Source organism: Leucobacter albus (assembly GCF_039528015.1).
In the GTDB taxonomy this organism is placed as follows: Bacteria; Actinomycetota; Actinomycetes; order Actinomycetales; family Microbacteriaceae; genus Leucobacter; species Leucobacter albus.
On the sequence record NZ_BAAAKZ010000013.1, the window covers coordinates 34,536 to 60,799 of the forward strand.

The window sequence follows — 26,264 nt, forward strand, 5'->3', positions numbered from 1 at the left end:
GCGTTCGCGCCTCCCCGGCCCTCCTCATCGCGCAGCGGGCCTTTGGGCGTGGCCGCCGAGGGGCTCCTGGGGGATCGTCTCGGCAACCGCGCTGCGCGGCCTCGGTGTCGGGCTACACGCGCCGCTCTGCCCGCCTGCGCTGTCGCCCGACGAGGAGCGCCGCGCCTCCGAGCAGCAAGAGCGCCGCGGCTCCAGTGGCGATGCCTGCCGCCTGCCCGCCCGTCACCGAGAGCCCCCAGAGCAGCACGTTCGCACTGTCTGAGTCGCGCCCGCTATCGTCGGGGTCACCGAAGGTGTGGTAGTCGACAGTCGCCGTGTTCGTGATGTCGGTGCGGGTCGAGCCCGGATCAACAATCACCGCGAGCGTGATCTCCGGCGCTGCCGACGCGCCCTCCGTCGAGCCCTTAGGCTGCAGCGGGCCGAACAGCTCGCAGCTGAGCGTGCCGCCGTAGCCGCGCGAGTCCTTGCCTGTCACATCGCACTCCCGCCAGTTCGGGAACGCTCCGGGCTCGCCCTTACCGGCCCAGCTCACGTTCGTCACCCGCAGGCCCTTCGGAATCTGGTCGGTCACCACCACGCCCTCGGCCGCGGCATCATCGCTTTCGTTCTGCACCGCGAGGGTGTAGTCGAATGCCTTGCCCGGCTGCGTGCGCTTCACGCTCGCGTCCTTCTCAATCTGCACGTCAGAGTGGCGAGCCGCGCCGCACCCTGCCGTCGCCGGCGGGTAGCCTGCGTTGAACGTCAGCTCCGGGTTCACGCTGAACTCGATTGTGGTGTTGCCGCGCCAGGCGAAGTCGAGCTCGCTCGGGTCGAGAATCAACCCGTTGAACACGTATTCCGAGACCTGGGCTGGCGTCATCTCTGTCGCCGTGCCGGGCAGCAGGTACTTGCCAGCCGCGTTGAGGTCGGAGGCCCGAATCGCGCGCCAGCCCGGGTAGTCGATGCTGATGCCCGACGGGGTGAACGCGGAGCCAGGCCAGGTGACCTCGTCGCTCCAGTTCGTTGCCCCGGCCGGCGACGCGAGCGTCACCTCGGCCGGCACGGTTGCCTGGGTGCCAGCGTCTGGGGTCCACCGGAAGTTCACCGGCAGATCTTTGAGCAGCTCCGACTTGTCGACCGACCAGCCGAGCAGCGGCGCGTCGGCGACGCAGAGCGTGTACACGGTCGCCGTGAGGTCGCGCGTCGGCACCTCGGCGTCGTCGCAGTTGTTCTCGGCGTTCGAGTCGCCCTCCATCTCTACGCAGGCCTTGTTCGCGAGCGAGTCGATCGCCTCGGGCGCCGAAGGTTTCGGGTCGCCCGAGAGAATCGGCTTCTCGTTCAGCTGCTGCGCCGGCAAGAACTCGACGGTGACGCGCACCTCGACAGACTCGCCGACCCCGATCTCGTCGATCGAAAGCTCAACGGTGTTTCCCGTGAAACCGGGGGCGGGGCCCCAGCCCGAGTTCGGGTCGACAGTGAGGCCGGTGACCTTGAGCCTGTCGTTGATGTCGGTGTCGGTCACAAGCACGTCGGTCGCGGGCACGTTGCCCTCGTTGGTCACGGTGAGCACGTAGTCGAACACGTCGCCCGGCTGCACCGAGGTCTCGTCTTCAGCAAGCTCCGCGGTCTTCTCGATGCTCACGTCGGTGATGTCTGGCACGGTGACGACCTGGCAGCCATCATCCTCTGCCTCAAAGTCGCCCGAGGCGATGCGCCCGATATTCGGGATGACGATGCCGCTGCCCCCCGTGTCGACGCACTCCTCAGTGGTGCCCTTCTCGGTCGTCGTTACCTTCACAGTCGCGGTCACTGTGTAGCGGTACTCCGTGTGCCCGGCGCGCACCCCCTCCGGGGTGAATTCGGCCCCGTCGACGATCGTCCACTCCCCCGTACCGTTCCAGCTCGCGCCGTCGGGTGCCGGGGTGTGATCCGTGACCGCCGCCGCACTCCAGTTGCCGACGAGCTCGACGCCGGCGGGCAGCTGCGGCTCGTCGGTGAGCGTGAAGTTCACGCCGGCTGGGTTCTCGGCCCCTGTCGCTGTGTAGCGCACCGCGATGTCGTAGCTCAGGCCGAAGGTGCCGTCACCGTTGTCGGTTGTCGCGCCGCCGGTTTTCTCGATCGATGGGAGTACTGGTTCGGCGCACGCCTCGACAGGCGTGGTGACCGGGCCGGAGGTGAGCTTCGCGGTGTTCAGGAAGCCGCCGGCCTCGCCCTCAGCTGGCTCACACTCGGTGGTTCCGTCGGTGATCGCGGCGGCCGTGACCTTCGCCGACACCGTCACGAGGTACTCGTGGGTGGCACCAGCGGCGAGGGAACGGTCGCGGGCGAGCTCGGCACTCCAGTTCGCGCTGTCGAAGTCACCGGCACCCGTGCCGGGGCCAGTCCACGAGGCCGCGGTCACCTCGATGCCCGCACCGAAGGTGAGCGTGTCGTCGAGGTCGTACTTCGCCGAAAGCCCGTCGGGGTTCGCGGTGTCGCCACTAGGCACGGCGACGCGGATCGCGTACTCGATCTTCCAGCTGCCGTCTGGCTGCTGCGTGGTCTCTACGACTGTCTTCTCGACCGTCGGGTACACGCGATCGGTCACCGGGAGGCAGGCGCTGCCCTCGTCGACGGTCTCGCCGCCCTGGAGCAACGCTGCCGTGTTGAAGAACGCCGACCCCGGCTCACCGCACTCGGCGGCCTCGCCGGCGATGTCGCCCGCGATCGAGGCATCCCACGTGACGAGCCAGGTGTGCGGCGCGTCGTCAGCGCCGAGCGCGACCGGGGAGCCGTCGAACACCGCGCCAGCGGTGATCGGGAACGCGGGGGCATTCGGATCCACATCGGTGCGCTTCGCCGTTCCCGCGCCGAGCACAATGCCGTCGGCGAAATCAGGCGTATCGGTGAGTGAGTAGAACGTGTCGAACCCGCTCGGCGTGACGGTGAGCAGGTAGCTCACGTGCCAGGTCTCTGGGTCGGTAGCGTCTTGCACAGCGCTCACCGCGCTCTTCGCGATGCTCGGCTGAGCGGGCTCTGCGCAGTCGCTGTCGGTTTGCGGCACGCCGGCGGCCGTCACCGTCGCGGTGTTCAGGAAGCCGCCGGCTTCGTCGCCTGCCTCGCAGCTCAGCCCCGCGGATTCGGAGGCCCACGCGGCCTGCGCGATTGTTGCGCGCGCGGTCACCTGGTAGCTCGCGGATCCGCCAGCGGCGAGCGCGGCGTCGGTCGCGAGCGTCGCCGTGCCGTCGGCCGCGAAGCTCCCCGCCGCGCCAGCCGGCCCTGTCCAATCGGCGCCGTCGACGACGATTTCGCCGCCGAACCTCAGCTCGTCACTCAGGCTGTAGGTCGCGATGAGCGTTGCAGAAGTGTTCGTCACCTGCACGTCGTAGCCGATAACCCAGGAGCCGTCGGCCGCCTGTGTCACCGAGGTAACCGTCTTGTCGATCGTCACGCCTGGCAGCTCAACTGTCGCGCAGGCGCTTGACTCGCCGCCGCCGATGCCGTTCGTCACAGTTGCGGTGTTCCAGAGCCCCGTGTCCTCGGTGCACTCGAGCGCCTCGGCTGTTGTCGCCGCCCCCAGCGTGACGTCGCGCGAAACAACGTACGTGTGCGTTGCGCCTGCCGAGATCACGCCCGTGGCGAGCTCGCCAGCCCCCGCCCACTCGGGTACGAGCGTGCTCGAGTCTGCCGGGGTGCCGCCGATCACTGTCGGGTCTGCGACCGTCCAGTCGCCGCCCGTCGCGCCTGCCGGCAGCGCGGCCGCGGTGTCATCGAGCGTGTATGCGAGCTGAATATCCGAGGTGTTCGTCACCTGAATCTGGTAGCTCAGCTTCCAGCTGCCGTCGGCGTTCTGCGCACTCGCCTGCGCAGATTTCACGACCGCGGGTGCTGCCGGTTCGGCGCACCCGGTGTCGGTCGCGTCGCCGCCGGGGAAGGCGACTGTCGCCGAGTTAAAGAGGGCGCCGCCGTCAGCGGGGTCGCAGGTCAGCGAAGGATCCGCGGCCTCCGGGTCAAAGGCGGCGATCACGCGGTACACGTAGCGCTTCGTCGTGTTGCCTGCGATCGGGGTGTCGGCGGCGGGAGCGGTGATCTCCGTGCCCGGGTCCGAAGCGTCGCGCCAGCTCGTCGTTACGACGGAGAAGCCGGCGCCGAGCGCTGGTCTGTCGGTGAGCGTGAAGGTGCTCGGAATCGCCGTCGCGTTCTCGACGGCGAGCGCGTAGTCGATCTGCCAGGTGCCGTCAGCGAGCTGGGTGACCTCGCCGTCGCTCTTCTCGATCGTGAGCGGCGGCTGAATCTGCGTGTTCACGATCGTGCACTTCGCGGTGTCCCCGGCGTCAAGGTTCAGCGCGTTGGCCGCGCCGGCGTCAATGAGCTGCGGCTCCTCGTCGTTCACCACGCACGAGAACTGCGTGCCGTTTTCGTACCCGCTCTGCGCCGCAGACTCGGCGAGCGTGTAGCTGCCGGGCAGCACGGGCGTCGCCGCGGTGCCGCCTGCACCCTCGAGCTTCGCCTGCGTGCCTGGGTACGGTGTGATCGGGGTGTCGCCGCCCGCGGTTGGGGCTGCCCAGTCGGCGCTCAGCGTCCAGCGGGTGTCGCCGAGGGCGACGGTCGTCACGTCGTCGCCGCGCTTGATCTGCTTCACGAGCTCAAGCGTTGGCTTCGGGTCGTTGACCGCGGTGCACTTCGTCCAGCCACCTGGCTGCACGGTCACGCCGCCGTTGCGGCCGTCGCTCTGGTTCGTGGCCCACACGGGGGTGTCGCCGTCGAGCCCTGTTGCGACAACACACACCCACGAGCCGGTCGCGCCGAGCGCGTGGTTCGCGGCCCACTGGGCCTGCAGCGTCGGGTTCCACTGCTGCACGTAGGTCTTGGCGGCCGCGGTCTCTGCCTGCTCGGCGAGCGGGTAGGTGGCCCCGGGGGTCACGTTCGCGGTCGCTGCGGCGGATCCCGACGTGCCCGCGGGCCCGGCGAGGGCGTCGCCCTGGGCGAGCGCGTCGAGCGTCCAGTCGGCAGCCGGGGTCTGCCCGTCGCTCACCCACTTCTCGAGGGTGAGCTTCGACTCACAGGTCACCGTGTTCGTGATGGTGACCTCGTTGATGCCCTCGTCGCTTGCGAGCTCAAGCGTGAGTTTGCCGTCTGGCAGTTCCGGTTCGTAGCTGGCCTCGTTCGTGCAGAGCAGCGGCAGGCCTGTGACGGTCTCAGAGATCGCCACCGTGGAGTCGAGCGCGAGGTTCGACACCGTCTCGCCGAAGCTCACCACCCCGCTCGGGAGCCTGGTGTTGTCGCTCAGCGTGAGCGCGGCGCTCAGGCCGGGGATCGAGGTGGGTGCCTCGTTCGGCTCGGTGACTTCGTCGAAGCCGCCCGTACCGTCGGTGTCGATCTGCCACACCTTGTTCACCCGCAGCTGCGCGCTCCGATCCTGCGCCTGGTTGTACACGGTGCAGGTGATTGTCGCGTTCTGAATCGGGTCGACGGCGAAGCCTGGGCTCGCCGGGTCGTCAATGTTCGTCACCGGCACGCTCGCGCCCGTGTCGTTTCGGGTACAGACCGCGTTCTTACCGCCCTGGGGCGCGAGCGTGTGCTCGAGGTCGAGCGTCTCGGTGACGCTCATGCGGCGATCAGCCTGCGAGGTCCCATCGAAGTTCGAACGGAACCCGAGCACCCCGGTGTCGCCAGTGAGGCCCGAGGCCGAGTTCGCAAACGAGGTGCCGACGGCGTCGACGCGCACGGCATTGCCCTGCGTGGCTGCGCTAAACCCCCAGGCGCTTCGCGGCTGGGCCTGCGCCACGGTGCCCCCGACGGGAATGACCTGCTTCGTGACGTTGACCGTGCCGTCGCAGTTGCCCGAGGCGAGTGCGCGCAGCTGCGCCTCGAGGTCGTTCCAGTTCGAGACCTGAAAGAAGTCGTCGCCGGCGTTCTTGCCCGAGATTGCCTTGAGGTTGTCGGGGTTGCCCTGCACGCCGAGGCCGACGCCAACTGCGATGATCTTCGTGTTCTTGGCCTTGATCGCGTTCGCCGATGCGATTGCGTTCTCCATCTCGAAGAAGCGCGTGGCGCTCGCGCCGTCGCCGTTTGTCCCGTAACGGGTCGGTAGGCCGTCGGTGATCATGATCACCGCGTCGAGCTGGCTTGCGATGCCGTTGAGCGACCAGAGCCCGGCATCCCAGTTCGTGTACTGGTTGGGGCTCGACGGGATCGACAGGTTCTGCGCCTTCGTTTTCACCGGGCCTGCGAGCGCGGGCGTCGCTACGCTCGTGAGGCCGAGGAATGCGTTGTTGCTCCCCTCAGCTGGGGCCTTGGTCGAGAACGTTTGGAGCGCGACCCGCGACGGGGTGCCAGTGAGCGCGTCGACGACGGCGGCCGAGGCATTCTGCACCTGCGTCAGCGCGCCACCCGTCATACGCACGGAGGTCGAGAGGTCGACGAGCAGAGCCACGTCGATGCCGCACTCCTTCGGAACCGACGGGTTGTTGCGCACGCTCGACCAGGTGCCCGAGCTCGCGCGGAGCGACGTGCCCGTCGGCGGGGTAAAGATGCGCGACGATTGCTGCACGTCGCTGCGAGCCGGGCCCGTGTAGAAGCTGTACGGCTCGTTCGCACCGACCCCGAGCCCGTCTTCCGAGGTGTTCATCGAGGCGAGAATCGACCAGCCGGCTGGCGCCTCGACCGCGCGCACAACGTAGCCCGGGGCGCTGTTGCCCGAACCGCGGGTAGGCACCTTCATCCAGCACTGGCCGTTCTGGTCGGTGGTGCAGGTCGCGACCGCGGTGTTGTTCGTCACGTTCGTGAGGCTGGAGGCCTGAAATGCGCTGAAGGCAGCGCCTGCGAGGTTCGCGCGGCCGTTCGCCGCCGTGCGGTCGCCCGTCGCCGTGATGCGGATCAGCCACTCCTGGGCACCCGGGGGCGTGCCAGGGCCTGGGCCGCCGCTCAGCGTCGGAACGGCCGCGGGGGCAACGTCTGGCGCTGCGAGCGCCAGCGCGTCAGCGGCCTGCTGTTGGGTATCGGCCGCGGCCGGGGCATCAGCGCCGCCGGGCGACTCATCGGTATCGGGCGCCTCGGTACCCGCAGGCGTCTCAGTGCCCTCCGGCCCCTCCGCGCCATGCGCCGAGTCGATGGCGTCGGGGCCGCCAGTGTTCTCGGGGGTGGCTGCCTCGCCAGGGGCGGTCGGCTCGGCGAGCGCGGCCTCGACGCCCGCGGTCGCGCCAGCAACCGCAGGCGCGTTGGGATCGAGCGGGGACTCGACGGCGAAAGCCGCGGTTGGTAGGCCCGTGACGAGCACTGCTAGCGCGAGCGCGGCGCCGAGCGATCGCCGAGCACTGCGTGCCTGGCCCCGTGAAAACAACTGCCGTCGCCGTCGAAACATGCGGTTTCCCCATCCCCAATGATGCTGCGTTGTGCTGGGCTCAGAAAGAGCCCATAGCTTTCTCGAAGGAGAATAGGTGGCAAGATGCCGAATAGCAACAGTACTTTGCGCTCAAAGTAATGTGACATAAGTAGCCAGATGCCCACCAGCATGCGCACGTCACCCACCAAAGGCGATCGTTCAGCGAGAAAAATACCTACTGCGATCAGGGATTTGCAGCGCCAAACAGCGTGTTCCAGCCAGCGGAACGATGCCACCGCGTTCAGATGTTCCACCACGCAGAACCAGGTGCAGAATTCACTGTCGACACGCCGGTGAGGTCAGCCGCCGCGACGCGCGGAGCCAGGCCAGCAGGCGCCACCGCGACCTCGCGCCCGAGCCCGACTGCGGGGGCCAGCACGCACAGCGAAGGGCCGGGCGAGACTGGGGAGGTCTCGCTCGGCCCCTCTTTTCACATCGCAGCTCGGGCTGTGTTGGGGAAACGTATCGAGTGGCCCTGGGGGGAAGCCTCGATGCCCGAGCTGCGGGCTCAGTGGGCGCTAGCGCCGCTGACCTAGGCGGCGCCACGGCACCGCGAGGCCGACCGCCGCGAGGCCGGCGGCACCGAGGGCAGCACCGAGCACCCACAGCAGCGCCGGCGAGGTCGCCCCCGCCGCAGCGAGCGACGGGCCCGGTGGCGGGGTCACCTCCGGGGCGGGCGGGGGCTTCACCGGCGGGCCGGGCGGCGTCACCGGCGGCGCCTCACCCTCTGTGACGGTGATGGTGACCTGGCCCGTGATCTCATTGCCGAGCGCGTCGCGCGCGATCACGGTCACCGTGTGCTCCCCGGTCTCGGGCGCAACGCCCGAGATGACGCCGGTGATCGGGTCGATCGAGAGGAAGGCCGGGGCGTCTGGCCCGAGCTGCCACACCGCAACGGGAAACTTCGATGGCGTGCCGTCGGCCGGGTTCACGAGCTCTGGCGTGCCCTCGCCCGTCTCGCCCGCGGTGAACTCGAACGCCTCGGCTATCAGTTCAACCCGCTCGATCGCGTTCGTGACCGTGCCGTCAAACCAGAGCGCCCCGTTCGCGCCCTCGCTAAATCCCCAGGCAACGCCGGTCGACGCCGCACCAAAGGTGAAGCGGAACACGGGCGATGCCGGCGCGGGCTCCGTGAGCCCGACGATCGGGGTGCCGAGCGTTGTCGGCGGGGTGGTGCCGTCGTGCAGGCTCACCGGGGTGCTGAGGTTCGCAACATACGTGGTGGCCCCGACCGCGGCGTAGAACGGCTCCCCAGCGATATACGCCTGCTGGGTAATCTTCTGTGAGCCGGCCCGGTTCAGCCCTTTCAGGCTCGAAATGCGATTGCCGATCGCCTGGAAGTTCGCGATGCCCGGGTGGTCGGCGAACACCTCGAGGCTCGTCGCTCCGGTGTAGTTGATATTCACGACCAGCAGGTTGAGCTTTCCAGCCAGCGCGTCGAGGTTGCCTCCGAGTGCCGCGTTGTTTTGCAACAAGATCTGGCTCAGCGCATCGGCCCCCGCGAGCCCAGAGATATCGGTGAGCGTCGGGTTGTTTGCCAGGGACACGATGCTCAGCTTGGTCAGCCCCGCGAGCTCGTTCACGTGCAACAGCTGGTTGCCCGAGGCGTCGATCGTAGCGAGGTTCGTGAGGCCCTGCACGCCGTCGAGGCTCGTGAGACCCGTGCCACTCACCGAGAGCCGCGTGAGCCCGGTGAGGCCCGCGAGGGGTCGGAGCGCGCCCGCAGCGCTCAGATCTGCACTGCCCCAGTTCTCAATATTTCGGAGCCTCGTCGCGTGCTGGAGGCCCTCGAGATTGCGAATCGTTCCGTGCGCGCCACTGCCGCACAGCAGTTCAGGGATCTTCGCGATCTCCTCAACGAGGAGTTGTTGGTCTGCCGGTCTCGTGGGGTCGATCATGGCGTTCAGACACGACGCGAGCGCCGCGTCTGGCACGAGGGGATCTGCCGCGTGCGCCGCAGCGGGCGCAACGCCCAGCATCACGATCACGGCCGCGGCACACCACGCGCCGCGACGCCGCATAACTCCAGGATCATTCATCGCACACCCTGTTTCTGCCGTCACCCGCCCCGCTCCTATGCGTTTCCAAGCAGACAGCTTTAGTTACTCTACTTTCCAGGCATCTCATTCCGATGTCAAGGTTCTGGGTCTTTGATCCACCGATGCGCGCACGGCGCCCCCGCTCCACCGGGCCTTCCCCAGCAGCTGATCACCCCTGCTCAGCTCATCCCCAGCACCTCCCACCGGCATGCGGCACAATGAGAGTTACTATGAGCCCAAGAAACCTCTTTCGCCTGTTTGCCACCGCAGAAGTGATCACCTGGGCGGGGCTCATCGCGGCCCTGATTCTCCGGGCAACCGGGGTCACCGACGGGGCCGTGCGCATCGCCGGGGGCATTCACGGCTTCGTCTTTCTCGCGTACTGCGTCTCGACGGTCTTCGTGTGGATCAATCAGCGCTGGCGCGCGAGCATCGGCGTCACAGGCCTACTCCTCGCGGTGGTGCCATTCGCGACCTACCCGTTCGAGCTCGCCGTCGATAAGCGCGGCCTGCTCGCAGGCCCGTGGCGGCTGGCCCCGGGCGGCGAGGCGCCGCGCGGGTTCGTGGAGCACGTGCAGGCCTGGGTGCTGCGCCGCCCGTTGCTCGCGATCGCGCTCATCGCGGTGCTCGTCGTGCTCGTATTTGTCACCCTGCTCTGGCTAGGCCCGCCCGTGCCTAAGAGCTAGGATCCTGTCAAAGGAGCAATACCATGAGCAATCTTGAGTCACAGCCTGAAGAAACTCTTTGCATAGCTGAGCCGGGCGCCCCGGGCGGCATCGAGGTGCTCGAGCCGCGCGAGGTGCCGCTTGGCGGCCTGCGGGCAATGCCGGTGCGACGCACCCTGCCGCAGCGCGGCCGAAGCCTTATCGGCGCATGGTGCTTCCTCGATCACTACGGCCCAGACAACGTAGCAGACACCGGCGGCATGAACGTGCGCGCGCACCCGCACACCGGGCTGCAGACCGTGAGCTGGCTCTTCAGCGGAACCATCGAGCACCGCGACAGCGCGGGCAATCACGCGCTGGTGAAGCCAGGTGAGCTCAACCTCATGACCGCGGGTTCGGGCATCAGCCACTCCGAGCGATCCACCCCCGACACGACCGTGCTGCACGGCGCGCAGCTCTGGGTCGCGCTCCCGACCGCCGCCCGCGGGGTGCCCAAGCGCTTCGACCACTACGCGCCGCCGCTCGTCACGGGCGCCGGGTTCACCGGGCAGGTATTCCTTGGCGCCCTGCTCGGGCAGACGTCGCCGGTCGAAACCCATACTCCGCTCGTGGGGGCAGAGCTCAACCTGGCACCGGGGGCGGTCATCGAAATCGCCGTGGATTCGGCGCACGAGCACGGCGTGCTTGTCGACCACGGAGCCGTGGCGCTTACAGCCGGGGCCGGCAGCGACCCACACGGTGGCACCGAGCTGCGCGCAGCAGACCTCGGCTTCGCAGCGACGGGCTGCGAAACGCTCACCCTCACCGCGGGGCCGGCCGGCGCGCGCGTGCTGCTCATCGGCGGGGCGCCCTTCGGCGAAGAGCTCGTAATGTGGTGGAACTTTATCGGAGGCAGCCACGAAGAGATCGCCGCGGCCCGCGAAAACTGGCAGCAGACCATCGCGGCGGCCGACGTCGACTCGGAGCTGGCAGACAGCCGCTACGGGATCCCCGACAACGAGCCCGAGCCGCCGCTGCCCGCGCCCGCGCTGCCAACCTCGCGCCTTGTGCCGCGCAGCCAGCTGCCGCCGCTTCCCAGTCGCACCCCAACCATCGCAACCGAACGCACGGAGGTACCCATGACCCCGACACCTGAGCACCCCGAATCGGCTGAACCGCGCGTCGCGCACGAGCCCGACGCCCGCCGCTACGCCATCTACCTCGGCGACACCCTCGCTGGGTTCGCAGACTACCGCCCAACCCCGCGCGACGGGGGCCGGGCCTTCGTGCACACCGAGGTCTTCCCCGAGTTTGGCGGGCGCGGGCTCGCCGGTACGCTGGTCACTGAAGCCCTCGCAGACACGCGAGACGCCGGCCTGCGCATCGTGCCTTACTGCCCCTACGTGTCGGCGTGGCTGAAGAAGCACCCCGAATACGAGGAGATCGTCGATTGGCCGAACATCTGAGCGAACCGATCCGCGTCAGCGCAGTCGTGATGCGCGACCCCGACGGGCGGGTGCTCAACGTGCGCAAGCGCGGCACGTCGTCATTGATGCTGCCCGGGGGTAAACCCGAGCCCGGCGAAGACCCCCGCGACACGGCGGTGCGCGAGTTCCGCGAGGAGCTCGGCATCGACCTCGACCTGCTGCGGTTGCGCGGGCTCGGCGAGTTTCGTTCGGCCGCCGCGAACGAGCCAGATCGCGACGTGGTCGCGCAGGTCTTCGAGCACCCGTATATCGCGGTGGATCGCCCGCTCGCGGAGATCGAGCACCTCGAGTGGGCGGATCCGCGCGCCGCTGACCCGGCCATGGCCCCGCTGAACACCGAGCACGTCTTCCCCGCGCTCGAGCGCGCCTCGCGCCCGCCCCAGCGCCTCGCCGTGTTCACCGGCTCGGCGCTCGGCAACTCCCCGGAGTTCGCCGCGGGTGCGCGGGCGTTCGGCACGGCGATGGCTGGCGCCGGCATCGAGCTTGTCTACGGCGGAGGCAAGGTCGGGCTTATGGGCACCGTCGCCGACGCCGTGCTCGCTGCCGGGGGCCAGGCCTTTGGAGTGATCACGGAGGCGCTGCTCGCCGGTGAAACCGGGCACGGCGGCCTCACGCGCCTCGAGGTCGTCTCGTCGATGCCGGAGCGTAAGCGCCGCATGGCAGAGCTCACCGATGCATTCGTGGCCTTGCCAGGCGGGCCGGGCACGCTGGAGGAGATCTTCGAGGTGTGGACGTGGGTGACCCTCGGCATTCACCAGAAGCCCGTTGCGCTCTTCGATATCGCGGGTTACTGGCAGCCGCTCGTCGCGGCGATCGACAACATGGTTGCCGCGGGCTTCTCGGCGCCCGCTGCCCGCGACTCGCTCATCGTCGCGACCGAGCCCGAAGAACTCTTCGCGAAGCTCGCCGCGTGGCAGCCGCCGCAGCCCAAGTGGTCGTAGAGGCCCGACCTTAGCCGGCGACTTCCATTACGCTTAGGGCATGGACGAAGCGCCGAAACATACTCCGGCAGCCATGCCGCCCTCGGCGGGTGCACCCCTGCAGCAGCCGGGGCTCGCACCCTCAGTCACCGTGCTCCTCGGTCTCGCGGCCGCCGTCGTGGTGCTCGCAGGGGTGTCGCTCGCCCGCGAGGTTATCGGCCCGCTCGCCCTGGCCGCCGTGATCGTCATCATCTGCGCGCCGCTGCGTAAGCCGCTCACGCGACTCGGGTGGCCCAGCTGGGTGTCGACGACGCTCGTGGTCGCGCTCTCGTGGGCGATTCTCCTCGTGCTCGCGGGCATGCTTGCCTTCGCAACCGCCGAGTTCACCCAGCTCGTCATCGCCTACAGCGCAGACCTGCGCGCAACGGCAGACGCGCTGTTCGAGTTCTTTACCTCGCTCGGGCTCAGTGATCAGTTCACCGACGCAATCACCTCGGTGCTGACCCCGTCGACCATTGTGCAGTACGCGACATCGCTCGGTTCGAGCCTGCTCGGGGTGCTCACGGCCCTGTTCTTCATTTTCGCCTACGCGATCTTCATGGCAGCCGACGCTGGGCGCTTCTCGCGGGCGACGCGAGAGTTCGGCCCGGCCGCGGCTCCTCGGGTGCGCCGATTCGCAGACTTCAACAGCAACGTTCGGCGCTACTACGTCGTGAACGCCGGGTTTGGCCTGCTCGTCGCGGTCGTTGACGGCCTGGCGCTGTGGGCGCTCGGCATCCCGGCACCGCTCGTCTGGGCAATCCTGTCGTTCGTGACGAACTTCGTGCCGAACATCGGCTTCGTGCTCGGGCTCGTGCCGCCCGCCATCCTCGCGCTCGTCGTCGGCGGCTGGCCGCTCATGGTCGCCGTCATCGCGGTGTACGCGGTCGCGAACGTGCTGCTCCAGGTGCTCATTCAGCCCAAATTTGTGAGCGACGCGGTGAGCCTTAGCCTGACCCTGAGCTTTGTCTCCGTGCTGTTCTGGACCTTCATCATCGGGCCGCTCGGGGCGATTCTCGCGATTCCACTCACCCTGCTGGTGCGCGCCCTCATTCTCGAACGCGACCCGAGTATGCTCTGGCTGCGTTGGCTCTCGGGCGACAACGCGGCGACACCCTCGGGCGACGCGCGGGCCGGGTAGCCCAGCTGCTCCGCGCCGACCTCGCGCCGGGGCCCTGGCTGACTACGGTCGGGCGCGGTGGCGTCGCACGGCCGCGCGGTTTGCACAGCGCACCGAGCAGTAGCGCTGGCGGCCGTTACGGGTGACGTCGACCACCACGTTCTCGCAGGGTGCGGCCTCGCACCGCCCGAGCCGCGTCACACCGCGCGTGGTCAGGTGGAGCGCCGTGCCCACCGGAATCACCGAGCGGAGCACACCGGGCAGCGACTGCCTGTCATCGCGGTAGTGCAGGTGCCAGCCCTCGTCGTCGTGGTTGACGAGCTGCGGAAACGCAGCGGCGTCTGCCATCTGCGCGTTGAGAATGTCGGCGCGCGCCTCGGGCGTCGGCGCATCGACCACTCGCAGCCACTCGTCGATCACCCGCCGAGTGCCGCCGTAGTCGCTCGCGTGCTCGTCGAACCGCATAGTCATGCCGAACTCGCGGGTGCGCGCCTCGATGCCGGCGCGGCCTGCCGGCCAGTCGTTCGCAAGCGAGGCCGCCAATTCGACCGCGTACGTTCCGTAAGGGTTGAGATGCATAAGGACATTACATCACGCTTATACGTATGAAACTCATCGAGCACCCAACACCAGCCCCCACAGGCGCCGCGGCGTCACCCCAGCGCTCGCACACGCACCGCTGGCGCACGGAGTCGAGCCACCACACATCCGAGGGCATCGTTCGCTACGTTCACTGCGGCTCCTGCGGCGCCCGGCGCGTCGAGTCGCGCGCCAGTCAGCGCACCACCGAGCGCGGTGCTTCGCCGGCGAGCCGGGAGGTCACGTCGCCTGCCCAGGCCTCCAGCCCAATCGGCCGGTCTTAGCGCAGGCGATCCTCCCAGAATGCGCGCAGCTGCCGGCTCTTTGCGAACACGATCTCGTCCCACTCTTCATCGGTCGTCGAGCTGTCGGCAAAGTCAGACGGAATCTTGAACAGCTGCAGCGCGACGCCGAAGCGCTCGCAGAGCGCGGCATACGCGTAGCCCTCCATGTCGACGAGCTGCGCCCCAAGGCCCGCGATGTGCGCGCGCTGCACATCATCCTTCACGAACTGGTCGCCAGTCGCCATCCTCGCGGTCTCCGCGAGCAGCACCTCGCCGGCTGGCTCGAGCAGCGGCGACGGCAGCGAGAAGTCGTGCTGCACCAGCCCGGTCACCTGATACACCGTGTCGAGCGAGAGCCGATCCGCCCCCTCGCCAACAACGCCCGCCGTGCCGAGCACGATCACGCGATCCACCGCGCCCTCGCGCAGCGCCGCGGCGAGCGATGCGGCGGCGTTCACCTTCCCGACGCCCGTCACGAGGTGGGGCACATCGCCAAAGGCCGAGGCCTCATCGCCGTGCGCAAATACGAGCAGGGTGCGGTCAGTCATGGGGTCTCCTCTGTCACAACGCGTGCGGCGGCAAGCGACGGTTCGCTCGCCAGCCAGGCGGGGCTCCTGGGCTCGGGCCTGTTCCGAGCCTTGCCTATACGACAAGGTTAGTCTGCCCCAGCACGCAAGCCCGCCAGCCCGCCAGCCTCGTTGCGGCTGAGCGGCTCGGCACCCGGCTTGCGCGGCTCGCGGCTCGCGGCTCGCGGCTCGCGGCTCGCGGCTCGCGGCTCGCGGCGCACCAGCACGGCTCGCGGCTCACCAGCACGGCTCGCGGCTCAGCTCCCGAGCACCTCGTAGGTCACGCGCACGAGGCCGTCCGCCGTGACGTGCGCCCCGCGCACCGCGAACTCCGCGCTCGCACCCTCGGCAAATAGCCTGGTGCCGCCACCAATGACGATGGGCAGTGTCGCAACCGTGAGCTCGTCGAGTAGGCCGCGCGCAAGAAAATCTTGCACGGTTCGCCCGCCGTCGACATACACCTGTCTCGCCCCAGCGTCGTTCAGCACGGCGACGGCCTCATCGACCGAGCCGACGACGCGCGCGTTCGGCAGCGTGTCGGCGAGGGTGGTGCTCAGCACGAGCACCCGCAGCCCCGGGTAGGGCCAGTCGCCGAACGTCAGCACCTTCTCGTAGGTCGTGCGACCCATGACGAGCGTGTCGATCTCCGGGAAGAAGGTCTCCCACACGAGCGCGGGGGCGGTGTCGGGCGTGGTCACGTGCCGCCCCTTCCCCGGCTCCGATTCGAGAAACGCCAGGTCGCCGCCGGGCCCGGCAATGTAGCCATCAAGGCTCGCGCCAAGAAACGCGCGGCCGCGCCAGCTGCGCGCTGTGTGCGCCTGTGATGCTTCGGTCATGCGAGTTACCTCCAGAGTGTGAGAAAGTAGTCGATCGTCGTGTCGACTGCGCCAGCAGGGACGCCCGCGCTGCCCGCGCCGCTTGCGCCACTTGCGCCGCCTGAGTCGCTTGCGCCGCCTGAGTCGCTTGCGCCACTTGCGCCACGAATCAGGCCTCCGTGGAGCGCGTCGAGCAGCACGCGCGCCGCGAGCAGCGGATCCCCGACCCGCGGCAGCGCCATGCCCCGAAGGAGCGCCGCGACGTAGCGCGCCTGCTTGTCGCTCCCCTCGCGCAGCAGCGCCGCTGAGGTCTCGTCTGCGAGGTCGGCCAGCAGATCGCCGAGCCCGCCGAGCGCGGCCGCGGCGCTTGGCGCGGCAAACATTGCGCCGCAATAGGTGCGCAGTTCGGTGAGCGGATCGGCGAAGCGTGGCCCACTCGGGATCGTGTCGAGCCATTGCTGCCCGAGCGCCCGGAGCAACCCGGCCCGGGAGCCAAACCGCTTGAGAATGCCAGCCGGGCTGAGCCCGGCCGCCGGGGCGACCTCGGCGAGCGTCCAGGTGGCGGATGGCCACTCGCGCGCGCCTAGAAACGCCGAAACGCGCTCGACTATCTCCGCGTCTGTCGCTCCCCGTGGTCTCACCATGGAGTTAGTGTATCACCGTTCACTAACCCCCAGCCCATGCGCAAGGGCTGGGCAATCACGACGACACTGGCGTTTTTCGAAGATGTGTTCTATGATGTTCTCTAGAGCTTGCAAGCGACCGCGATTTCGTCCAGTGCAGGGCCAGTCTTCATTCCAGCGAAGTGCGCAGCAGCTCGAACCGATCCAAACGGATCCACCGCCTCCTCCGAGGCCAACCACGCACAGTGGCTGCACACAGCACCGCGTGGAGATTGCCGCCGCGCATCGCGAACGATGACGCGGTTACGAAAGGACCTATCCATATGCATACGCAAAACATCACCCCCATTCGCCCGGCACCGCGTACCCCGTACCATTCGCTTGGCGAGGACGCAAAGATGCGGATTCCCGAGTGGGCACAGCACCGCTCCGTCTACCGCAGCGCCGGCCGCACCCTGTACGTCGTCGAAACCGACAAGCTCGCTGCCGCAAGCAGCGACCTCGCCCGGCTCGACAGTGCCGGCTGGAACGTCGCCGTTGAGACGGCGGGCCCCTCGGCACGCATCGCGCTCAGTCGCGCGGCGTAGGCCCCGAGGCCGCGCGGCGTAGGGCGCGAGGCCGTGAGGCCGTGAGGCCGTGAGGCCACGGGGCCAAGCACCGCCGCCTGAGCCCGCGAACCACATGAGTGTCCCGGCGATCCACCACGGATCGCCGGGACACTTCTGCGTTCGCGGGCGCACTCAACTACCGCCGGGCTCCGGGCGAAGCACCCGCTCGGCTACGCCATGGGCACCGCCTAGCCATGTGCTGGGCGCCCCATTTGCGCCCGCTGCACGGTACGTTGCGCACTGTTGTAGCCGCGCGTCACATTCGACCCGAGTCGCAGCGAGCGAAGCTACACTTGCCGCATGAGTGACGTAGAGCTTGCAGCGGTAGAGAGTTTCGCCCTCGATCACACGAAGGTACTGGCGCCCTATGTGCGCCTCATCGGCGTCGAACGCGGGCCGAAGGGCGACGCGATCTCGAACTTCGACATTCGCCTCGTGCAGCCGAACGCGGGCGAGATTCCCACGGCGGGGCTGCACACCATCGAGCACACGGTCGCGGCGCTGCTGCGCACCAGGCTCACCGGGCTCATCGATATTTCGCCGTTTGGGTGCCGCACCGGCTTCCACCTCATCGTGTGGGGCGAACCGACTCCGGCCGTGGTCGCCGCCGCCTTCAAGTCGTCGCTCACCGACCTCGTCGAGCGCATCGAGTGGGAAGATGTGCCCGGCACCACCGCCGAGAGCTGCGGCAACTACCGCGATCACAGCCTGCACTCCGCGAAGGAGTGGTCGAAGCAGGTGCTCGCCCAGGGCATCAGCGTCGACGCTTTCGACCGCAGCACCCTCGCGTAACCGCCCGCGCGCGCTCCCGCCCGCCCGCGCCCGCCCCCGGCCGCCCGCGCCCGCCTACCCGGCGCCGGCGCCGGCTCCCGCCTACCCGGCGCCGGCGCCCGCCCGCTCCCTCAGAGCCTTTTCGCCCCGTCACCACGCAAATGCCGGTGTTTTGCATGGTGACGGGCCGAAAACATGGTGACGGAGCGAAATCCGCCCAGCCCCGCGGCCGCCCAGCCCCGCGGCGGCCCGGCCCCGCGGCCGCCCAACCCGCCGCCCAGGCCCCTACTTCACGAGCCGCGCCCGCGCCGCCCGCGCCCGAGCCCGCACAGCATCGGCGTCGAGCGTCAGGTGCCGCCCGTCGGCGTAGACGTGCCGCCCGCCAATAAACACGTGGCGCACGTCGCGCCCGCTGGACGCGTAGACGAGGTGTGCAGTCAGCGACTGCGTGGTGTGCGCTTCGGGGGCGACCGGAGCGGCTGCGGTCACCGCAAGATCCACCGCGACGATGTCAGCGAACCGCCCGACGGCGAGCGCGCCCGACTCCGCGAACCCGATCGCCGCGGCCCCTCCCCTCGTCGCGATGTCGAGCACCTGCGGCCCGAGCACGGCGGCCGCATCTTGCCGCACGCCCCGGTGCAGAATCGTCGCGTGCTTGAGCTCCTCGAACAGGTCGAGCGAGTTGTTGCTCGCCACCGAGTCAGTGCCGATCGCGAGTGCGATGCCCGCGCCGATCATCTCGGGCAGCGGCGCGATGCCGTTGCCGAGCTTGAGGTTCGAAACTGGGTTGTGACTCACCGACGTGCCGGTGGCGGCAAACGTCGCGATCTCTCCCTCGGTGAGGTGCACGCAGTGCGCGGCGTGCACCTCGGCGTCGAAGAAGTCGAGCGATGCGAGGTGCTCCCCCGGCGTCTTCCCGTACTGTTCGAGCAGCTGCGAGACCTCGGCCGCCGACTCCGAAATGTGCGTGTGAATCGGAATATTCCCGGCGAGCGCCCGCGAACGTACCTCCCGCAGAAACTCGGGTGTGCAGGTGTACGGCGCGTGCGGCCCGAACCCGACCCGCACGAGCGGGTCTTCGCTGTAGCGCTCGGCGAGGCGCTCAACCTCGTCGAGCACCTCGGCGCCGGTCATCGGCGATACGGTCGGGTAGGCGACGTGGTCGGTCGCGCTGCAGGCGAGCGCCGCGAACACGCGCATTCCGGCAGCTCGCACCCGCTCGATGAGCGCCTCGTCCCAGTAATACATGTCGGCGAAGGCGACGGTGCCAGTCTCGATCATCTCGACGAGCGCGAGCTCGAGGCCGGCCACGAGGTCGTCGTGGGTGAGCTGCTGCTCGATGCCCTGCACGGTGGCGAGCCACTGCATGAAGCTTTCGTCGTCTGAAACGCCGCGCTGCAGCGTCATCGCGGAGTGCGTGTGGCCGTTGACGAGCCCGGGCATGAGGGCGTGCCCGACGAGGTCGTGCGTGACCTCGCTCGCTGATCGGGGCGGGCCCGCGTAGCTGATGTGCCCGGTCGCATCGAAGGCGAGCTCTGCGGGGGCAATTACTCCCGCCGGTGTCAGCATGGCGTCGGCACGGAGCACGGTCTCAGTCGTCATGGCCCCAGGGTACCCGGGAACCTCGGGCTCGCGCTCGGGAAAACCGCACGCTACCGCCCGCAGCGGCAACTGTCGCGGGAGTTACCCGCCGAGCCTGCGCTGCCGCGAGGAGTAATCGCGCAGCGCCCGCAAAAAGTCGACCTCGCGCAGGTCGGGGTAGAGCGCCTCGACGAAGTAGAACTCGGAGTGCGCCGACTGCCAGATCATGAAGTCGGAGATGCGCTGTTCACCCGAGGTGCGAATGACGAGGTCGGGGTCGGCCTGGCCGCGCGTCCACAGGTGCTCACCGATCTTGTCTGGGGTGAGCGTCTCGGCGAGGTTTTCGAGGGTGCCACCAGCCTCTTGGTGGGCCTCGATGACGCTGCGCACGGCCGCGGCGATCTCGCTGCGGCCGCCGTAGCCAACCGCCAGATTCACGTGCAGGCCGGTGTGGTCGCGCGTGCGCTCCTCTGCTGCCCCGAGCGCGGCGGTGAGCTCGGGCGACAGGCCCTCGCACGAGCCGACGTGCTGCACCCGCCACGACGGGTTGCGCGAAAGCTCGGTTGCGAGCTCGCCGATGATGCCGAACAGGTCGCCGAGCTCGTCGCTGCCGCGCGCGCTGAGATTATCGGCCGACAGCAGGTAGAGCGTGACAACCTCGACGCCGGCGCTCTCGCACCAGCCGAGAAACTCGGGCACCTTCCGGGCGCCGGCGCGGTGGCCGAACGACGCGCGCTCCTGCAGCCGCTGCTTCGCCCAGCGCCGGTTGCCGTCGACGATGACGGCGACGTGGTGCGGCACCTGCGCGTCGACGATCTCGCGCCGCAGCCGCTGCTGATACAGGCGGTACAGCAGGCCGGTGCGCGGCGGTTTGGGCGGGGTACTCACTTGGGTAGTCTAGCGATGCGCGGGGCCGCGCGGCCGTGTGTTCGCTCGGTGGATCAGGCAGCGAACTGGCCAGCACCTACATATATGCCCGCGCAGAACTGTTGGGAACATACACTCAAGGCATGACCGTTTCGGATGCCGAGGGCGCGGCGGGCACCCCCGAAGACCCACAGCACGACTCCGAGCGCCTCGCGCTGCCGCTCCTCGACGACGCGATCGAGCACGAGGCGGAGCACGGCGGCGACGGCGCAGCGGCGGCTGCCACGCCGGAGGTCAAGCCGAAGTGGCGGGGGTGGATCCACGCCGGTACATTCCCCGTTGCGGTCGCGGGGGGTATAGTGCTCATCGCGCTCGCGCACGGCGCGCTCGCGAAGTGGGCGTCGGCGGTGTTTATGCTCACGAGCATGCTGCTGTTCGGTATCTCGGCGCTGTACCACCGCATCAACTGGCAGCCGAAGACGAAGCAGCTGTTTCGCCGCCTCGATCACGCGAACATCTTCCTGCTCATCGCGGGCACCTACACGCCGATCGCGCTGCTCGCGCTGCCACCCGAGCAGGGGGTGCTGCTGCTCGCTATCGTGTGGACAGGGGCCGCGCTCGGCATCGGTTTTCGCATGTTTTGGATCGGCGCGCCTCGCTGGCTCTACGTCGCGCTCTACCTGCTGCTCGGCTGGGCCGCGGTGATGTACCTCGGCGATATCGCGCGGGCGAACCTCGCGGCCATGGTGCTCGTCGCCGTCGGCGGGCTGCTGTACACGCTCGGCTCGGTCGCCTACGCGACGAAGCGACCCAACCCGGTGCCCGGGGTGTTCGGGTTCCACGAGATCTTTCACGCGCTCACCGCGCTCGCGTTTCTGTGCCACTGGTCGGCGGCGCTGCTGCTCGCGCTCGACCCGCTCGGCCTGCGCTAGACTTGCGTTCGGGGGACGCCACGTGCGCATATCGCGGCGGGGCGACGTTCGAGTAGTAGAAAGCACCGGCGGCGTGATCGACGAGACCCTCATCAATTCCCTGAAAGACTCGGCTGTCGACGCCTGGGTCGTGTCTGAGTCTGGCTATAGCTGGGCAATACGTGGCGGGGTGTACTTTGACCCCTCGGGCTCGCACACGGCCACTCTCACCCGACCCTCTGGCGGCGGTGGCGGTGGCGTATTCGCCCTTCTGGGTGAGGTCAGCGGCGAGGCAACTGCCTACTATCAGGAGTGCTTCGAGCAAGTGCGATCGACGGTCGACGCGATTTTGGAGCCTTGGCGGGAGGTTCCCGACGACCTGGCTTTCAGGCCCCCAAGAAACAACAGCAAGGCAGCCGTTGACAAGTACGGCTCGGGCATGGAGCTGTCGACGACCGGCGAAGTTCTTGGCGCGAACCCTGGGCTCGCGACCCCGCTCACCAACCCTGGGCTCGCCCTCGCAGACATGAGCGGGGGTGCGATTCGCACGATGGAGGAGGCGCTCCTCGCAAAGCTCGCGGGGGTCGTCAACGCGTTTGGCGTGGTCGCACAGGTGAGGTTGAACGCTATTACCGTGCAGCGAAGCATCTGGAGCGGGGTGAACAGGAAAGTCCCCGAGATCGTGCGGGCGATCGACGGCGGAATGCGTGCGATTGCCGAGCACAACACCCCGACGCTCGAGAAGGGGCTCGGCCAGTTCGCCTATCTCCTCGACGTCGCAGGGCTCTTGCCCGGCGCGGCCGGGAAGTTCGCCGGCATGGCCAGCAAACTCGCCAAGGTGAGTGAAGATGCGGCGGGCGCAGACCGGGCGAACGCGGTCTTCTGGCACCCCACAGAAGCGGGCACCTACTCTGCACTGATCAACGAGCTCTCCCGCGGCCTCAAGAACCTCGACTCCTGGATAGCGCAGCGCGAATCCCGGCTCGCGACGCAAATGCGGGAGCACATGGCGGCGATCGGCAAGAGCCAGGGCGAGTTCGACCTGAGGGTGCCCGAGGCGTCTCCCACCGGCACGGAGCTGGCATACAACCCCGAAGTCATCGAGAACCTCATTGCCGTCGAGCTCCCCGCCCTCGCCGCCGAGCTCACCGCGGTCGCCGAGACCAGCGCTGGCTGCCTGGTGGCGGGCGCGGCAGACCGCCGGCACGTTGGCAGAACGCCGGCCGGGGCCGCGCCCGAGATCGACGAGCTGACGTACCTGCTTCGGGCGGTCACGCTCGACCTGGCTGGCGAGGTCGCCGAGTCAGCCTTAACCGTGCGGGCCGTGCTTGACGACCTGGTTTCCGTGGAGCAGTCGGTGATGGATTCCGTTGCCCGCTATCTCGCAGAGCTCGACGACGCCCGCGTCAGAGACCCGCTGCTTGAGAGCGCCGTGCCGGCCGACCTGCCCCCACTTTCTCCGGCGATTCCCGGCCTCCTCGGTATGATGGCCGCAGATGACACACAGTAATCGCTCCGCGCAGCGCGCAGCCATGCGGCGGCGCATCCTCGCCGCAGTCGGGGGCCTGGCCGTAGGCGCCACCGCGCTCTCCGCGACGCCGGCGGCCGCCGCGGAGGGCCCGGTGCCAGACCCGGCGCTGCGAGCCTGCGTCAACGAGGCCCTCAGGCACGCGCCAGACGCCCCGATCATCGAGGCCGAGCTCGCCACCCTGCGAACGCTCAAGTGCGAGAGCCCCGACGTGAGAGACCTCACGGGGCTCGCGGGCGCCACCGCATTGACCGAGCTCTCGGTTCGAGCCGGCGACCCCTATCGTCGCTGCGACACGGCGCCGACGCTCGACCTCGAGCCGATTCTCGGCCTCACACAACTGAAGTCGCTCGGCATCGAGTGCGCCGGGCTCAGGCAGCTCGAGCCGCTGACCGCGTTCAGCCACCTCACAGAGCTGAACGTCAACGGAAACGGCATCTCCGATCTCGCCCCGCTGGCACAGCTCACCGAGCTCGAGACGCTCTATCTTCAGGTGAATAAGATCGACGAACTCACGCCGCTAAGCAGCCTGAAGCGCATGCGCGTGCTGGTGCTGGACGCCAATGAGATTGTTAATCTCGGGCCGTTGGCAGAACTGAGCAAGCTTTCAACCCTCTCCGCGACAGACAATCAAATCTCTGATCTTTCGGCACTGTCAAACCTTCATGGGCTCGAGGATTTGACGCTCGACGGAAACCAGATCACGGATATCGAGCCGCTCAGGGAGCTACTCAACCTCGAACACCTCACGTTGCTCGGCAACAAGGTGACCGACATCTCGCCGATCGAGCCACTGAAAAACATGCGGTTCGCCGAGCTCTCCATGCAGCGAATCGAGCTGCCGGAGGCGCGCGTCGGCGACACGATCACCTTCGAAGTCATGGGCATCGCGGGCGACGCCCTGGCGCTCACGCCCGCGCACAACTACAAGCTCACCACAGACGGCATCGTGCTGCTCGAGCCGGGCAACATCGAACTGGCCTGGTCGCAGCCCTTCATACTCGGCTCGGCAGACACCGGCTTTGCAGGCGCTGCCTACGTCACGGCAAAGCCGCGACCGCCGGTCTTGAAGTGGATCGGCATCGGCGGCGCGGCCGCGGCCGTGCTCGGCATCATCGTGTGGCTCCGCTCCCGCGCGACCGCGCGCGACCGGGCCGTCGTGGAGGGCGCCGCAGCCCGCAGCGGGCTGTAACCGCCCGGCTGCTGCCCGCTCACCCGGGCTGCTGCCCGCCCGCTACGCCCCACCATTTCCGGCAGCTCCACGCTGCCGCCCGGCTACTCCCCCGCGAGCACCCGAAGCACGGCCTCGCCGTAGCGTTCGAGCTTCACCTGGCCGATGCCGTTGATCGCGAGCAGCGCCTCGTCGCTCGTCGGCTGGTGGGCGGCGAGGGCCGCGAGCGTCGCGTCGCCAAAGACGACGTAGCCAGGCACGCCCTGCTCCTTCGCCTCGGCCGCGCGCCACAGCCGCAGCCGCTCAAACACCTCGGCCTGCTCAGGCGTGAGGTCGGCCGCCGCGGCTGAGCGCTTGGTGCCGCCCAAGCGCGATCCACCACCCGAGGCGCTCGCCCGCGACATCACCTCCTCGCGCATGAGCACCTGCTCCTCGCCCCGCAGCACCGGCTTCGCGGCCTCGCTCGGCCACAGCACGCCCCACTCGCCGCGCGCCTCGAGCAGGCCGACGGCGACGAGGTGTCGCACGACGCCCCGCCACTGCGCGACCGACCACTCGGCGCCGATGTTCCACGTGGAAAGCTCGTCGAGCCGCATCTGCGTCACCCGCTCCGAGCCGACCCCGCGGAGCACGTCGATGTGCTGGCCGGCGGCGTAGGTGCGGCCGCGCTCGTTCTGCGTGCGAATCACGGTAGACAGCAGCATCTGCGACGGAATCGTCGCGTCCCACAGCTTCGGCGGGTCAATACAGACGTCGCAGTTACCGCAGTTCTCTGGCGCATCGAGCTCGCCGAAGTAGTTCAGCAGGTAGCGGCGCCGGCAGGTGACGCTTTCGCACAGCGCGAGCATGTGGTCGAGGTGCCTGGTCTGGTTCGCCCGCGTCGCCTGATCGCCGTCGCCCGAGTCGATGAACTGCCGCTGCTGCACGACATCTGCGAGCCCGTAGGCGAGCCACGCCTCGCTCGGAGCGCCGTCGCGGCCAGCGCGGCCCGTCTCTTGGTAGTAGCCCTCGACAGACTTCGGCAGGTCGATGTGCGCGACGAAGCGCACATCGGGTTTATCGATGCCCATACCGAACGCGATCGTCGCGACGACGACGACGCCGTCTTCGCGCAAGAACCTGGTCTGCGCGTTCAGCCGCACATCAGCGGGCAGCCCGGCGTGGTAGGCCACGGCGTCGACGCCAGCGTCGCGCAGGGCGGCGGCGGTCTGCTCGACGCGCTTGCGGCTGAGCGCGTAGACGATGCCGGCCTCGCCAGCGTGCTCACCCTTCACGAACGACAGCAGCTGCGCCCGCGCGTTCTGCTTCGGCACGATCTGGTAGCGAATGTTCGCCCGGTCGAAGCTCGAGACGAAGTGCCGCGCCTCGCCGAGGTGGAGCCGCTCGGTGATCTCGCGATGCGTCTCGGGTGTCGCGGTCGCGGTGAGCGCAATGCGCGGCACGTCTGGCCACTCGGTCGCGAGCGCCCCGAGCCTGAGATAGTCGGGGCGAAAGTCGTGGCCCCACTGCGACACGCAGTGCGCCTCGTCGATCGCGAACAGTGCGATCTTGCCGCGTTTCAAGAACTCGACGGTGCCCGGCGCTGACAGCTGCTCTGGCGCGAGGTAGAGCACGTCGAGCTCGCCGTCGAGATACGCCGCCTCGACGGCCCGGCGCTCCTCGGGTGCGAGCGACGAGTTCAGCGCCGCGGCGCTGACGCCGGCGAGCCTGAGCGCCATCACCTGATCGTGCATGAGCGCGACGAGCGGCGAAAGCACGATGCCCGTGCCCTCACGCGCGATCGCCGGAATCTGGTAACAGAGCGACTTCCCGCCGCCCGTTGGCATGAGCACGACGGCGTCGCCGCCGGCGACCACGTGGCGAATAATCGCCTCCTGCTCGCCGCGGAAGTCGCTGTAGCCGAAGACCCCCGAGAGGATCTCCTGGGGGTCGCGCACAGTGCCCGTCATGCCGAAATTAGGCGCCGTCCGGGCGCGATCCACCGCTCGCGGGTGACTGCCCATCGGCACCGGAGGCCTCCGAACCGGCCCCGCCGGCACCACCGGCCGCGGCGCCCCCGCCGGCCGCGGCGCCCGGGGCCCCCTCGGCGGCCGCGAGCTCGGCCGCGATCTCGTCCCGAATCTCGTGCCGATAAGCGTTGCGGCGCAGCCGCTTCACGAGCAGGAAGCCGAGCAGAATCACCGCTGCGGCAAATGCTGCGGTCGCGATGAACCCCGCGGGGCCGGGCGTGACCTTGTTCGGGTCAAACTCCGCGCCACCCTTCGTCGACAACACCGCCGTCGACAACGCCGCAGCCGACAACGCCGCAGCCGCATTGACCGCAACCGTGTGCACCGCGTGCACGGCGCTCATGACAACACTCATCGTGC

General features: G+C 68.7%; 20 protein-coding genes. 9 read left to right on the forward strand and 11 right to left on the reverse strand.

All coding sequences use genetic code 11. The annotated features are described in order from the left end of the window. Window positions 1–112 precede the first annotated feature (112 nt). The 3 genes from ABD115_RS13320 to ABD115_RS13330 all read right to left on the reverse strand — a co-directional run bounded on the left by ABD115_RS13320 (window position 113) and on the right by ABD115_RS13330 (window position 9,381). Entirely contained in the window at window positions 113–7,321 is a 7,209-nt protein-coding gene (locus tag ABD115_RS13320) for a VWA domain-containing protein (RefSeq protein ID WP_343961652.1), read from the reverse strand. Then, the gene (locus ABD115_RS13325; protein ID WP_343961654.1) at window positions 7,240–7,596 is read right to left on the reverse strand and encodes a hypothetical protein; all 357 of its coding nucleotides are present in this window, start codon (window positions 7,594–7,596) and stop codon (window positions 7,240–7,242) included. Before ABD115_RS13325 ends, ABD115_RS13320 begins: the two co-directional genes overlap by 82 nt. Window positions 7,597–7,860: 264 nt before the next feature. Continuing rightward, window positions 7,861–9,381 carry a putative Ig domain-containing protein gene (locus tag ABD115_RS13330; RefSeq protein WP_343961656.1) on the reverse strand — a complete coding sequence of 507 codons (1,521 nt, stop codon included), beginning with the start codon at window positions 9,379–9,381 and terminating at the stop codon, window positions 7,861–7,863. 230 nt (window positions 9,382–9,611) lie between these two features. On the opposite strand from ABD115_RS13330, the gene ABD115_RS13335 reads away from it, so the two are divergent. The 4 genes from ABD115_RS13335 to ABD115_RS13350 are packed head-to-tail and all read left to right on the forward strand — an operon-like array spanning window position 9,612 to window position 13,612. Next, on the forward strand, window positions 9,612–10,067 hold the full coding sequence (locus ABD115_RS13335) for a DUF3817 domain-containing protein (protein WP_343961658.1): 456 nt from the start codon (window positions 9,612–9,614) through the stop codon (window positions 10,065–10,067). A gap of 23 nt (window positions 10,068–10,090) precedes the next feature. Continuing rightward, window positions 10,091–11,491 carry a bifunctional pirin family protein/GNAT family N-acetyltransferase gene (locus ABD115_RS13340; protein WP_343961660.1) on the forward strand — a complete coding sequence of 467 codons (1,401 nt, stop codon included), beginning with the start codon at window positions 10,091–10,093 and terminating at the stop codon, window positions 11,489–11,491. Next, the gene (locus tag ABD115_RS13345; RefSeq protein WP_343961662.1) at window positions 11,476–12,453 is read left to right on the forward strand and encodes a TIGR00730 family Rossman fold protein; all 978 of its coding nucleotides are present in this window, start codon (window positions 11,476–11,478) and stop codon (window positions 12,451–12,453) included. The genes ABD115_RS13340 and ABD115_RS13345 overlap by 16 nt, the downstream gene beginning before the upstream one ends. A gap of 40 nt (window positions 12,454–12,493) precedes the next feature. After that, window positions 12,494–13,612 (forward strand): AI-2E family transporter, encoded by a 1,119-nt coding sequence (locus ABD115_RS13350; RefSeq protein WP_343961665.1) that lies wholly within the window; start codon window positions 12,494–12,496, stop codon window positions 13,610–13,612. Window positions 13,613–13,654: 42 nt separating this feature from the next. Here ABD115_RS13350 and ABD115_RS13355 read toward each other — a convergent pair whose 3' ends face one another. The 4 genes from ABD115_RS13355 to ABD115_RS13370 all read right to left on the reverse strand — a co-directional run bounded on the left by ABD115_RS13355 (window position 13,655) and on the right by ABD115_RS13370 (window position 16,479). Then, window positions 13,655–14,170: a CGNR zinc finger domain-containing protein gene (locus ABD115_RS13355; RefSeq protein ID WP_343961667.1), complete on the reverse strand. Its 516-nt coding sequence runs from the start codon at window positions 14,168–14,170 to the stop codon at window positions 13,655–13,657. Between the two features lie 280 nt (window positions 14,171–14,450). Continuing rightward, window positions 14,451–15,002 (reverse strand): phosphorylase family protein, encoded by a 552-nt coding sequence (locus ABD115_RS13360; RefSeq protein WP_343961670.1) that lies wholly within the window; start codon window positions 15,000–15,002, stop codon window positions 14,451–14,453. A 275-nt stretch (window positions 15,003–15,277) separates the two neighbouring features. After that, window positions 15,278–15,856, reverse strand: a complete 579-nt coding sequence (locus tag ABD115_RS13365; protein ID WP_343961672.1) for a dihydrofolate reductase family protein — start codon at window positions 15,854–15,856, stop codon at window positions 15,278–15,280. A 5-nt stretch (window positions 15,857–15,861) separates the two neighbouring features. Beyond that, a complete protein-coding gene (locus ABD115_RS13370; protein ID WP_343961674.1) occupies window positions 15,862–16,479 on the reverse strand; it encodes a TetR/AcrR family transcriptional regulator in 618 nt (205 codons plus the stop codon). 302 nt (window positions 16,480–16,781) lie between these two features. Between ABD115_RS13370 and ABD115_RS13375 the strand changes: the two genes are divergently transcribed. Further along, a complete protein-coding gene (locus ABD115_RS13375) occupies window positions 16,782–17,045 on the forward strand; it encodes a hypothetical protein (RefSeq protein WP_343961676.1) in 264 nt (87 codons plus the stop codon). A 321-nt stretch (window positions 17,046–17,366) separates the two neighbouring features. Then, the gene (locus ABD115_RS13380) at window positions 17,367–17,858 is read left to right on the forward strand and encodes an S-ribosylhomocysteine lyase (RefSeq protein WP_343961678.1); all 492 of its coding nucleotides are present in this window, start codon (window positions 17,367–17,369) and stop codon (window positions 17,856–17,858) included. 264 nt (window positions 17,859–18,122) lie between these two features. Here the strand turns inward: ABD115_RS13380 and ABD115_RS13385 are convergent, their stop codons facing one another. Both ABD115_RS13385 and ABD115_RS13390 read right to left on the reverse strand, forming a co-directional pair. Then, window positions 18,123–19,439, reverse strand: a complete 1,317-nt coding sequence (locus ABD115_RS13385) for an amidohydrolase family protein (RefSeq protein WP_343961680.1) — start codon at window positions 19,437–19,439, stop codon at window positions 18,123–18,125. Between the two features lie 81 nt (window positions 19,440–19,520). Continuing rightward, window positions 19,521–20,306, reverse strand: a complete 786-nt coding sequence (locus ABD115_RS13390) for an isoprenyl transferase (protein WP_343961682.1) — start codon at window positions 20,304–20,306, stop codon at window positions 19,521–19,523. A gap of 122 nt (window positions 20,307–20,428) precedes the next feature. Between ABD115_RS13390 and trhA the strand changes: the two genes are divergently transcribed. The 3 genes from trhA (at window position 20,429) to ABD115_RS13405 (ending at window position 23,916) form a co-directional block, all read left to right on the forward strand. Further along, on the forward strand, window positions 20,429–21,217 hold the full coding sequence (gene trhA, locus ABD115_RS13395; RefSeq protein WP_343961684.1) for a PAQR family membrane homeostasis protein TrhA: 789 nt from the start codon (window positions 20,429–20,431) through the stop codon (window positions 21,215–21,217). A gap of 73 nt (window positions 21,218–21,290) precedes the next feature. Continuing rightward, a complete protein-coding gene (locus tag ABD115_RS13400; protein ID WP_343961686.1) occupies window positions 21,291–22,706 on the forward strand; it encodes a hypothetical protein in 1,416 nt (471 codons plus the stop codon). Then, window positions 22,693–23,916, forward strand: a complete 1,224-nt coding sequence (locus ABD115_RS13405; RefSeq protein ID WP_343961688.1) for a leucine-rich repeat domain-containing protein — start codon at window positions 22,693–22,695, stop codon at window positions 23,914–23,916. The genes ABD115_RS13400 and ABD115_RS13405 overlap by 14 nt, the downstream gene beginning before the upstream one ends. An 83-nt stretch (window positions 23,917–23,999) precedes the next feature. Here ABD115_RS13405 and recQ read toward each other — a convergent pair whose 3' ends face one another. After that, entirely contained in the window at window positions 24,000–25,844 is a 1,845-nt protein-coding gene (gene recQ / locus ABD115_RS13410) for a DNA helicase RecQ (protein ID WP_343961690.1), read from the reverse strand. A 7-nt stretch (window positions 25,845–25,851) separates the two neighbouring features. Continuing rightward, the gene (locus ABD115_RS13415; protein ID WP_343961692.1) at window positions 25,852–26,259 is read right to left on the reverse strand and encodes a hypothetical protein; all 408 of its coding nucleotides are present in this window, start codon (window positions 26,257–26,259) and stop codon (window positions 25,852–25,854) included. Window positions 26,260–26,264 lie beyond the last annotated feature (5 nt).

Excerpts from the sequence above, each read along its gene's own strand:
- ABD115_RS13320 (WP_343961652.1), bottom strand. The coding sequence starts at position 7,321 with ATGTTTCGACGGCGACGGCAGTTGTTTTCACGGGGCCAGGCACGCAGT.
- ABD115_RS13330 (WP_343961656.1), bottom strand. The coding sequence starts at position 9,381 with ATGAATGATCCTGGAGTTATGCGGCGTCGCGGCGCGTGGTGTGCCGCG.
- ABD115_RS13335 (WP_343961658.1), top strand. The coding sequence starts at position 9,612 with ATGAGCCCAAGAAACCTCTTTCGCCTGTTTGCCACCGCAGAAGTGATC.
- ABD115_RS13340 (WP_343961660.1), top strand. The coding sequence starts at position 10,091 with ATGAGCAATCTTGAGTCACAGCCTGAAGAAACTCTTTGCATAGCTGAG.
- ABD115_RS13350 (WP_343961665.1), top strand. The coding sequence starts at position 12,494 with ATGGACGAAGCGCCGAAACATACTCCGGCAGCCATGCCGCCCTCGGCG.
- ABD115_RS13355 (WP_343961667.1), bottom strand. The coding sequence starts at position 14,170 with ATGCATCTCAACCCTTACGGAACGTACGCGGTCGAATTGGCGGCCTCG.
- ABD115_RS13360 (WP_343961670.1), bottom strand. The coding sequence starts at position 15,002 with ATGACTGACCGCACCCTGCTCGTATTTGCGCACGGCGATGAGGCCTCG.
- ABD115_RS13365 (WP_343961672.1), bottom strand. The coding sequence starts at position 15,856 with ATGACCGAAGCATCACAGGCGCACACAGCGCGCAGCTGGCGCGGCCGC.
- ABD115_RS13370 (WP_343961674.1), bottom strand. The coding sequence starts at position 16,479 with ATGGTGAGACCACGGGGAGCGACAGACGCGGAGATAGTCGAGCGCGTT.
- ABD115_RS13375 (WP_343961676.1), top strand. The coding sequence starts at position 16,782 with ATGCATACGCAAAACATCACCCCCATTCGCCCGGCACCGCGTACCCCG.
- ABD115_RS13380 (WP_343961678.1), top strand. The coding sequence starts at position 17,367 with ATGAGTGACGTAGAGCTTGCAGCGGTAGAGAGTTTCGCCCTCGATCAC.
- ABD115_RS13385 (WP_343961680.1), bottom strand. The coding sequence starts at position 19,439 with ATGACGACTGAGACCGTGCTCCGTGCCGACGCCATGCTGACACCGGCG.
- trhA (WP_343961684.1), top strand. The coding sequence starts at position 20,429 with ATGACCGTTTCGGATGCCGAGGGCGCGGCGGGCACCCCCGAAGACCCA.
- ABD115_RS13405 (WP_343961688.1), top strand. The coding sequence starts at position 22,693 with ATGACACACAGTAATCGCTCCGCGCAGCGCGCAGCCATGCGGCGGCGC.
- recQ (WP_343961690.1), bottom strand. The coding sequence starts at position 25,844 with ATGACGGGCACTGTGCGCGACCCCCAGGAGATCCTCTCGGGGGTCTTC.
- ABD115_RS13415 (WP_343961692.1), bottom strand. The coding sequence starts at position 26,259 with ATGAGTGTTGTCATGAGCGCCGTGCACGCGGTGCACACGGTTGCGGTC.